A 4,727-nucleotide genomic window follows, 5' to 3' on the forward strand; every position below is an offset into this window, starting at 1 on the left:
AGAACCGGGACATGGCGTAGCCCATCAGGCCGTAGTCCAGCACCTCCTGCACGTCCGCGGGGGCCAGCACCGGCATCTCGAAGTCCTGGAAGGCGAACTCCGACTGCGACGGCAGTGTCGAGGACTTGCAGTTGTGGTCGTCACCGGCCACGGCCAGAACGCCGCCCTTCGGCCAGACCCCGGCGAAGTTGGCGTGCTTGAAGGCGTCGCCCGTGCGGTCCACGCCCGGGGCCTTGCCGTACCACATGCCGAACACGCCGTCGTAGAGCGCGCCGGGGAACAGGTTGGCTTGCTGCGAACCCCAGACGGCGGTCGCGGCTAGGTCCTCGTTGAGGCCCTCCTTGAACACCACCTCGGCGGCCTTCAGGTGCCTGGCGGCGCGCGCGGCCTGCTGGTCGAGCCCGCCGAGCGGCGAGCCGCGATACCCCGACACGAATCCCGCCGTCTTCAGGCCCGCAGCCTGGTCGAGGCGGTGCTGATCCATCAGGACGCGCAGGAGAGCCTGTACGCCAGTGATGAAGACACGACCTTCGGTGAGCAGAAATTTGTCGTCGAGCGTCACTTCCTGGTGGCGCATCGCAATTTTTATCCTTCCAGGCCTCCCACAGGCCGTTAGAAGATCATATAAGATCGTAGCAATTGCTTGCCAAAAGCGTGCCCCTGCCATCCGGTTCCGGGGCAAGAAAGACGCCGGCAAGCGGCGAGAGAAGGAGGAAAACTTGTCCGAGGTGCTCGACGCCGTCGATGCCAAGATTCTGGATCTGATCCAGCATGACGCGGGCCTATCGGTCGCCGAGATCGCCGAAAGGGTAGGATTGTCCTCGAGCCCCTGCTGGCGGCGCATCAAGCGCCTCGAGGACGCCGGCGTCATCCAGCGGCGCGTGACCATCCTGGACCGGGAGAAGCTGGGACTGGGTTTCGAAGTCTACTGCACGGTCAAGCTCAGCCTGCCGACCAAGGACAACCTCGACGCCTTCGAGACCGCCATCGGCAAGCTGCCGGAGGTCGTCCAGTGCGCCACCGTCACCGGCGCGGCCGACTACGAACTGCGGATCGTCACCCGCGACATGCACGCCTTCGACGACTTCCTGCGCGACAAGATCCTGTCGCTCGGCCTAGTCTCGAACATCGAGAGCCGGATCGTCATCCGCTCGGTGAAGCACACCACCGCCGCCCCGCTGGGTCTGGTCAGCCCCTACGTGAGCGCGCAAAGCTAGGGGGGTCTCGAAGGAGCCCCACCATGATCGACCTCGTCATCGACCAGCGGCGCAAGGACCTTGGCGGGTTCGAGGTGGGGCGGGTCCTGCCCTTCGCCCAGCGCCGGATGGTCGGCCCCTTCATCTTCTTCGACCATATGGGCCCGGCGGAGTTCCAGGCCGGTTTCGGCCGCGAGGTGGACGTGCGGCCGCACCCGCACATCGGCCTCTCCACCCTTTCCTATCTGTTCGAAGGCGAGATGACCCACCGCGATAGCGTGGGCGCCGTCCAGCCGATCCGGCCCGGCGAGGTGAACTGGATGACCGCCGGCCGCGGCATCACCCATTCCGAGCGCTTCGAGCACCTGCGCGCCCACGGCGGGCGGATGAACGGGATCCAGACCTGGATCGCCCTGCCGGTCGAGGACGAGGAGACCGATCCGGCCTTCGCCCACTACAGCCCCGAGCAGCTCCCCACCTACGAAGGCGGCGGCATGTGGGCCCGGCTGATCGCCGGCGAGGCCTTCGGCGCCAAGTCGGCGGTGCGCACCCACTCGCCCATGTTCTACGTCCACTGGCGGCTGGACGCTGGCGCCCAGGCGCAGCTGCCGGCGGAGTATCCCGAGCGGGCCGCCTATGTGGCGCAGGGGGTGGTGGAGGTGGGCGGCCGCCAGTTCCACGAGGGCCAGATGCTGGTCTTCGCGCCCGGCCAGCCGGTGCTGTTCACGGCGGTGACCCCAGCCATCGTCATGCTGCTGGGCGGCGAACCGGTGGGCCCGCGGTTCATCGAGTGGAACTTCGTCTCCTCGTCGAAGGACCGGCTGGAGCAGGCCAAGGCCGACTGGCGGGCCGGCCGCATGAAGCTGCCCGACGCCGACCACGACGAGTTCATCCCCCTGCCCGGCGACCCGCCGCCGCCGGCCAACCCCATGAGCTGACGACACCGGCGCAAGCTTGGCTGGAATAATCCCCCCTCTTCATATGCCGTAGCACGGAGAGCCTTGCGGCCACTGACCGGTGTCGGGTTGAGCCTGCCTCCATTTCGGCGTTAGTGGGCAAGATGAACGTCAGCGCCTTCGACCTCTTCAAGCTCGGGGTCGGCCCCTCCAGCTCGCACACCATGGGCCCTATGACCGCCGCATGCCGGTTCCTGGCCTGGCTGGGCGGGAGGCTCCCCGGGGTGGAGCGGGTCGAGGTCACCCTGTACGCCTCGCTGGCGCTGACCGGCCGCGGCCACGCCACGGACCGGGCGGTGATCCTGGGCCTGGCGGGCTTCGAGCCGCGCACGCTCGACGCCGACGAGGGCGATCGCACCATCGCCCGCGCCGTCCACCAGGGCCGGCTGATGCTCGCCGGCGAGCGGGAGATCGGCTTCGAGGTTGGCCGCGATATGATCTGGGCCGGTCGCACCCGGCTGCCCCAGCATCCGAACGCCCTGAAGTTCATGGCCTTCGACGGCGAGGGCGCGCCGCTCGGCGAACGGACCTATTTCTCCATCGGTGGCGGCTTTGTCCGTGACGAGGACGAGATGGGCCAGAACGCCCCGGCCGAGGCCGGTCCGGAGGTCCCCTATCCGTTCGATTCCGCCGACGAGCTCCTGGAGCGGGCGGCGCAGGCGAACCTCACCATCGCCGAGTTGATGTTCGAAAACGAGAAGGCCCGCCGCTCCGAGCAGGAGATCAACGACGGACTCGAGGAGATCGCTGCGGCCATGTACGCCTGCATCGACCGGGGCCTGCGTGTGGACGGCGTCCTGCCGGGCGGCCTGAAGGTGCCGCGGCGGGCGAACCAGGTCTGGCAGAACCTGATGTCCGACGCCGACCGGCGCATCGCCGATCCCCTGGCGGCGCTGGACTGGGTGAACCTCTGGGCGCTGGCGGTGAACGAGGAGAACGCCGCCGGCGGGCGGGTGGTAACCGCCCCCACCAACGGCGCGGCGGGCCTGCTGCCGGCGGTGCTCCGCTACTACGAACGCTTCCACAACGGCACGGCGGAGAGCCGGCGCACCTTCCTGCTGACCGCCGCCGCCATCGGCGCGCTCTACAAGAAGAACGCCTCGATCTCCGGCGCCGAGGTGGGCTGCCAGGGGGAGGTGGGCGTCGCCTGCTCCATGGCGGCGGCCGGCCTGGCGGCGGTGCTGGGCGGATCCAACGCCCAGATCGAGAACGCCGCCGAGATCGCCATGGAGCACAATCTGGGGCTCACCTGCGACCCGATCGGGGGCCTCGTGCAGATCCCCTGCATAGAGCGCAACGCCATGGGGGCGGTGAAGGCCATCGACGCCGCCCGCCTGGCCCTGCTCGGCAACGGCCGCCACACCGTCAGCCTCGACAAGGTGATCGCCACCATGAAGCGCACCGGCGAGGACATGAGCCACATCTACAAGGAGACCTCCCTGGGGGGCCTCGCCGTCAACCTCGCGGAGTGCTGAGCGGAATCCGCCGCGGCGAATGTCGGCTCCGTTGCGCGCCGTTCGTCATCCTGCCGTAAGGTCACGAGGACCGGAGAAGGAGACGGACGATGCGCTACCTGATGATCGTGAAGGCCACGCCCCAATCCGAGGCTGGCGAGTTCCCGCCCGACGCCGAGCAGATGTTCGCGGAGATGGCGGAGTTCAACAACGAGATGATCGCCGCCGGCGTCATGCTCGACGGCGCGGGCCTGAAGCCCAGCTCCGCCGGCAAGCGGATCGCCTTCCACGGCCGCGGGAACACCGTCGTCACCGACGGTCCGTTCGCCGAGACCAAGGAGCTGATCGCCGGCTTCTGGATCATCCAGTGCAAGGACATGGACGAAGCCCTGTCGTGGGCCAGGCGCGTGCCCTTTGCGGACGGCGAGATCGAGCTGCGCCCTTACCACGAGCCGGAGGACTTCGAGGGCTATGTCTCCGACGAGGTGATGGCCCAGGAGAAGGCCTGGCGCGACGACCAGATCGCCAAGGCGCCGAAGCTCGACGCCTGACGCTCTGACCTAGGTCAGGGCCTTGCGGGTCTGTTCCCAGTACTGGGCCCCGGTGATCAGGGTCACGATCGCGGCCAGCCAGAACAGCAGGTGGGCGGCCGTGGCGAAGCCGCCGCGGACCCCCGCCGCCTCCGGCAGGCTGAAGGCGCCCCAGGCGGCGACGATAAGCTCCATGGTCAGGGCCACGAGCTGCAGGGTCGTCTTCCACTTGGCGAGCAGGGTGACCGGCAGCTTGACGCCCTTGCCGGCGCCCACCTCGCGCAGGGCGCTGACGGTGAACTCGCGGAACAGGATCAGGCCGGCCGGCAGGACGATCATCGGCTGGGCGCCGCCCATCGCCAGCAGGCCGAGGATGGCGCCGCAGACGAGCACCTTGTCGCCGATGGGGTCGAGGATGGCGCCCCAGACGCTGACGGCGTTCATCTTCCGCGCCAGCCAGCCGTCGAAGAAGTCGGTCACCGCCGCCACCACGAAGGCGTAGACCGCCCACCGCTGCAGGCTGAACTGGGCCAGAGGGTCGAGCCGCTCGGACACATAGGGGATCCCTCCCGCCGCGGCGGCGAGCGCCAG

5 protein-coding genes and 1 pseudogene are annotated in these 4,727 nt (G+C 68.7%); 4 read left to right on the plus strand and 2 right to left on the minus strand.

The window, feature by feature from the left end; genetic code table 11:
- Positions 1-577: pseudogene (locus V7Z97_RS19325) on the minus strand (indolepyruvate ferredoxin oxidoreductase family protein); the annotation flags it as partial.
- Positions 578-719: 142 nt separating this feature from the next.
- Between V7Z97_RS19325 and V7Z97_RS19330 the strand changes: the two are divergent.
- The 4 genes from V7Z97_RS19330 (at position 720) to V7Z97_RS19345 (ending at position 4,157) form a co-directional block, all read left to right on the plus strand.
- Positions 720-1,217, plus strand: coding sequence for an Lrp/AsnC family transcriptional regulator (locus V7Z97_RS19330; protein WP_325460212.1), 498 nt, complete (start codon positions 720-722; stop codon positions 1,215-1,217).
- A 23-nt stretch (positions 1,218-1,240) separates the two neighbouring features.
- Positions 1,241-2,134, plus strand: coding sequence for a pirin family protein (locus V7Z97_RS19335; RefSeq protein ID WP_334165108.1), 894 nt, complete (start codon positions 1,241-1,243; stop codon positions 2,132-2,134).
- Between the two features lie 122 nt (positions 2,135-2,256).
- Positions 2,257-3,627, plus strand: coding sequence for an L-serine ammonia-lyase (locus tag V7Z97_RS19340; protein WP_334165109.1), 1,371 nt, complete (start codon positions 2,257-2,259; stop codon positions 3,625-3,627).
- A gap of 89 nt (positions 3,628-3,716) precedes the next feature.
- On the plus strand, positions 3,717-4,157 hold the full coding sequence (locus tag V7Z97_RS19345) for a YciI family protein (protein WP_334165110.1): 441 nt from the start codon (positions 3,717-3,719) through the stop codon (positions 4,155-4,157).
- A gap of 9 nt (positions 4,158-4,166) precedes the next feature.
- Here V7Z97_RS19345 and pgsA read toward each other — a convergent pair.
- Positions 4,167-4,727, minus strand: a 561-nt coding sequence (pgsA, locus tag V7Z97_RS19350; RefSeq protein WP_334165111.1) for a CDP-diacylglycerol--glycerol-3-phosphate 3-phosphatidyltransferase, incomplete at its 5' end; no start/stop codon positions are given.

It is taken from the genome of Phenylobacterium sp. (assembly GCF_036821595.1).
Taxonomy (GTDB): Bacteria; Pseudomonadota; Alphaproteobacteria; order Caulobacterales; family Caulobacteraceae; genus Phenylobacterium.